This is a genomic window from Natrinema soli, from assembly GCF_028618695.1.
Genome location: NZ_JAQIVI010000598.1, coordinates 1 through 4,579 on the forward strand (window position 1 = coordinate 1; position 4,579 = coordinate 4,579).

Sequence of the window (4,579 nt, forward strand, 5' to 3'; positions counted from 1 at the left end):
GAGCGGCTCGGCCGTGTTGCCGTCGACCGGCACGTACACCACCGAGACGCCGGGTTCGGCCGCCAGCGCCTCGAGGTCGGTCGCGTTCGAGATTCGGGGCAGTCGGGGGACGGCGATCCGAATCCGGTGGTCCGCGGGGACGCCGTCGTCGTCGCCGACGACACCCCGTTCTTCACTCCCGGGGAGGCCGACGCTGTCCTCCTCGGGGAGGCCGGGATCGTCGTAGGGCAGGACGCCGAGAATCGGTACCCCGGTCTTCGACTCGATCTCCTCGATACCGGGCTCGAGCAGCGACGGATCGCCCCGGAATTTGGTGATGAGCGCGCCGACGATGCGCTCGCGGAGCGCGTCGGGAACGAGTTCGATGGTCCCGTAGAGGCTGGCGAAGGCCCCGCCGCGTTCGATGTCGACCAGCAGGAGGATGTCGGCGTCGGCGAAGCGGGCCGTTTCGACGTTCGCGAGGTCCCGATCGTGCAGGTTGATCTCGCCGATACCGCCCGCACCCTCGGCGACGATCACGTCGTTGTCGGCCGCGAGTCTGCGATACGACTCCTCGGCCGCCTCGCGCGCCCGCTCCCAGTACTCCTCGTAGTAGGTGCCGGCGGGGACGTGCTCGTGGGCCTCGCCCTGCAGCACTAGCTGGCTCTCGCCGTCGCCGCGGGGCTTGAGGAGCACCGGGTTGCAGTCCGTGGTCGGGGTCGTGCGGGCCGCTCGAGCCTGGACGAACTGAGAGACGCCGATTTCGCCCCACTGATTGTCCGTGTCGCTCGATTCGGTGCCGTCGTGGGCTTCGCCGCGCTGGCGGTCGTCCGCGTTCGGCCGAACGACGACTCGAGCGTTGTTGCTCATGTTCTGGCCCTTGAACGGCGCGACGTCGATTCCGCGATCGGCGAGCAGCCTGCAGAGGCCGGCGGCGACCGTCGACTTGCCGACGTGGCTCGCGGTTCCGGCGACGAGGAGGGTTCTGGTCATCCGCGTTGGGTGGGACTCGAGTAGCGGAGAGTATCGTCCTATCGGTTCGTGTTCATACCACACTCGTCACCTCAGAGAGCTGGTACGCACGTTATCTACTGGAATATCTTGATCACGTGCGGAGTCACGAAGCGCGCTATCTTCAGTCACCAGCGTGAGATCGTTCCGCTCTGCAGTAGCAAGATAAGCCGCGTCATAGAACGTGAGTCCGTTTGCTTGAGCGACATCCATTGTTGGAGGGAGATTTTCGTTAATCACGGTACTCAGTCTCATTTCCGTCCCGAGTCGATCGAGAATATCAATCGCGTCTTCCAACTCATCACCAGTCAGAGTATCGTTGACCATCCCGATTTTCCAGAGCGAATTCGCCACCTCATACATCGTCAAATCCAACATATATTCATCAAACAAGATGCTGATATCTAAATCGGAACTACTTTCGCCAATGAGTATGTCTACAGGCGGAGCAGGCCGAGTGCCTCGGGGCTTGACCCCGAGGGTGAAGGCCGTAAGCCCCGTTAAACGTGTTCCGTCCGCTCGATATACTGCTCAATCGTGTCGGTCGAAACATCGCCTGCCGTCCCAACGTAGTACGATTCCTCCCAGAACCCACCGCCCCACAGATACTCCTCCAAGAACGGTTCGTGCTGTTCCACGTCTCCCGCGCCGTGATGCTCTTGACCGTTCGCACAATCTCGCTCGGGGCGTGCTTCGGGTGGGCTGACAGGAACAGGTGTACGTGGCCAGGAGTGATGTGGAGTCGTTCGAGAGACTTCGTCTCTCGTGATCACGAAAATCGAAGATTTTCGGACGACGACAGTATCTCGTAGCCGTACTCGTCGCACACGTCGCGAAAACTCGCTTCCAGCGACTCCTCGATTAGTACAAGTATCGCTTGACGGTACTTCGGACACCACACGAAGTGGTAGTTAACGTTGTATACCGTGTGGTTCGACCGCTTCTCGCTCATACCTACCAATACAACGACCAATCAGAAGTGTTCTTTGAAGCTACTCACAGACCACCACCAGTATACTTTTAAGCGTGGAAGAACAAGAGGTAGACGTGACGAAGCAACTCAAGGTATCCGACGCCGTGTACGACGACCTTGATAAACTCAAGGACGAGGAGGGGCACACGAGTTTCGACAGCGTACTCCGCACGCTCCTCCTGCACTACCGTCACGTCCAACCCAACGACCAGGAATGACCGACACACAGGCTCTCCTCAAGACGCTGGACTTCCAACTCGACATCCAGAGTGACAACGAGGGCCTGCTGTACGACGCCACCCTCGAAGCACGGTCGGCGTACAACGAAACCATCCACCTCGCCAAACAAGGCGTGGACTGGGACACGATTCCTGACCGCGTGGCCAACGACGCCAACCTCGTGAAAAACACGACACAGCGTGTCGTCGCCAAAGCACTCGGCGCGATGGAGAACTACTACGAGTACGACGACTTCGGCCAACCGAGCCACACCAAGGACGGCGCGTACCCGCTTCGAGCCAACTACGAGGAAGGGTACAATCTGTCGCTCACCGACGACGGCGACGTGACGTTCCGTATCAGCGCGAAGCCATACAAGCACGTTAAAGGCGTCCTCAAAGGGAGTGACGCTCACCTCGACATTCTCAAGACTGCGCTCACGATCGACGAGTGGAAGATTGGGACAGCGGAAGCCCTGTTCCACAACGAGAACGCCGAGTTGCACGTTACTGTCACCAACACCGAGCAGACTGTTCGAGACAAGCAGGACTCACGAACGGTCATCGGCGTGGACGTGAATGAGGACAACGTGGCTCTCACCGCACTTTCCGAGGGTGGCGTCGAGGATACGTTGGTTATCGACTTTCCCGAAATCAAGTTCGAGCGCCACCGCTACTTCACGATGCGGAAGCGCGTGCAGAACGCGGGGAAAGAGAGCATCCACGACACGTTGGAAGGGCGTGAGGAACGGTTCGTCCGCGACCGACTCCACAACGTGAGTCGTCACATCATGGAGTGGAGCCGTCAGTTCGAGAAGCCGTGCATCGTCTTTGAAGACCTCAAAGAGATGCGCGACAGTATCGACTACGGCACGCGGATGAACCGACGCTTGCACCACCTCCCGTTCCGCGCTCTCCAGTTCTATACGTCGTACAAGGCATCGTTCTCGGGGATTCCGACTGGATGGATTGACCCGTACAAGACGAGTCAACGGTGTCCGCTGTGCGGGCACGCCGAGCGAGCGAACCGCAACAAGAAGCGGTTCAAGTGTCGGTCGTGTTCCCACCAAGACCACAGCGACCGTGGTGCAAGCGTCAACATCGCCGTGAAAGGCATCAAGAAGCATCAGGACTGGAATGTGCCTGCTCTCAACAGCCTTCCCGTTGTTCGGAAGGTGCGACGGCAGGCATCGGGGGCCGTGGACGCCCCGACCGTGACCCACGACGCCGTTCGAGACTATCAGTCCGATGGTATCGTGGGAGTGTCCGATTAAACCACGGGAAGCCTCGGGGCTTGACCCCGAGGCGGTTCACCACAGAGCTAGCGTCAAAGAGATATTCAGACATTAGTTCTCCTGACGGGTTTCACGAACTGCTTCGATGATCTCATCGGTTTCTATCCCATCATCTACCTTCTCCCTGAGGGAATCCACATCTCGTCTCAGTTTTTCCCTCCTCCGTTCGGTGATTTCCTCCTCGAGAGCAGTACGAATAACCTCGCTCACATTGATATCTTCCCGTTCCAGTTCCTTCTTTAGGTCATCGGGGATCTTCGCTGATACTGTCAACATACGTGGTTGTATTATGTCACAGTATTACTAAAAAGTTTTCTCCAAGGTTAATAGGAAGGGAGGAGAGCAAAGAGATCCGTGTGAGTAAATCTATCCCGCTCTCGCCTCCTTCACGACTGTTCAGTCTCCTTGGGCTCCGATTCCAGTCGTTTGCAAGCGACTATTCTGCCCGATATCGCGCGTCCCAGCGCGGCCCCGCGCGACTCGAGAGGACGAGCCCGACGATCCCCAATCCGATTCCGCCGATTACGAGGACGGCAGCGAGTTCCAGTGACGGCGGGACGACGACGAACCCGGCGACCAGCGTCGGGACGAGCGCGACGGCGACGCCGACGGTGAACGTCATGAACCGGACGGCGTCGAAGAGAAACTCGTTGGGATCGAAGCCGGCGATGTAGACGGTCAGGCCGTAGTAGTACAGCGCGTAGCCCGCCAGCAAGACGGCTCCGACGGCGGCGTCGACGAGCGTCGCGTCGAACCAGATGACCGCTGCGAGGTAGGGCACCGCCACCGTCGGCGCGCCGACCAGGACGAACGCGATCCGCTTCGCTCGGAAGACGTCCGCGATCGAGACGGGGTAGGTGAGGTAGTCCTCGAGCGAGTCGAACTGCGTCAGCCAGTTGTAGGTCGTAAAGGCCGAGAGGCCGAGGACGCCGCCGAAGAAGATCCCCGGCGCGGGCGCAATGCCGGTGATCGAATCGACGACGCCGACGAGCGCGGCCACCAGCGCGAGCAGAATGCTCGCGGAGACGAACGGCTTCCAGACGCCGCCGGAGGACCGCGCGAGGTCGAGCAGCGTCTTCGTGACCAGCGGCGCGTCGTCGATG

5 protein-coding genes and 2 pseudogenes are annotated in these 4,579 nt (G+C 59.8%); 2 read left to right on the forward strand and 5 right to left on the reverse strand.

All coding sequences use genetic code 11. From position 1 onward, the window contains the following. The 3 genes and pseudogenes from PGX04_RS27460 to tnpA form a co-directional block, all read right to left on the reverse strand. A partial coding sequence (locus tag PGX04_RS27460; protein WP_273741390.1) for a cobyric acid synthase occupies positions 1–972 on the reverse strand: 972 nt, incomplete at its 3' end. Positions 973–1,038: 66 nt separating this feature from the next. Further along, complete coding sequence (locus PGX04_RS27465) at positions 1,039–1,368, reverse strand: type II toxin-antitoxin system VapC family toxin (RefSeq protein WP_273741391.1); 330 nt, start codon at positions 1,366–1,368, stop codon at positions 1,039–1,041. A gap of 122 nt (positions 1,369–1,490) precedes the next feature. After that, positions 1,491–1,942: pseudogene (gene tnpA / locus PGX04_RS27470) on the reverse strand (IS200/IS605 family transposase). Positions 1,943–2,016: 74 nt separating this feature from the next. Here tnpA and PGX04_RS27475 point away from each other — a divergent pair. Then, a complete protein-coding gene (locus PGX04_RS27475; protein WP_273741392.1) occupies positions 2,017–2,181 on the forward strand; it encodes a hypothetical protein in 165 nt (54 codons plus the stop codon). After that, a complete protein-coding gene (locus tag PGX04_RS27480; RefSeq protein WP_273741393.1) occupies positions 2,178–3,455 on the forward strand; it encodes a transposase in 1,278 nt (425 codons plus the stop codon). The genes PGX04_RS27475 and PGX04_RS27480 overlap by 4 nt, the downstream gene beginning before the upstream one ends. A gap of 72 nt (positions 3,456–3,527) precedes the next feature. Here PGX04_RS27480 and PGX04_RS27485 read toward each other — a convergent pair whose 3' ends face one another. After that, positions 3,528–3,752 (reverse strand): hypothetical protein, encoded by a 225-nt coding sequence (locus PGX04_RS27485; RefSeq protein ID WP_273741394.1) that lies wholly within the window; start codon positions 3,750–3,752, stop codon positions 3,528–3,530. Between the two features lie 160 nt (positions 3,753–3,912). Beyond that, positions 3,913–4,579, reverse strand: a pseudogene (locus PGX04_RS27490) (hypothetical protein); the annotation flags it as partial.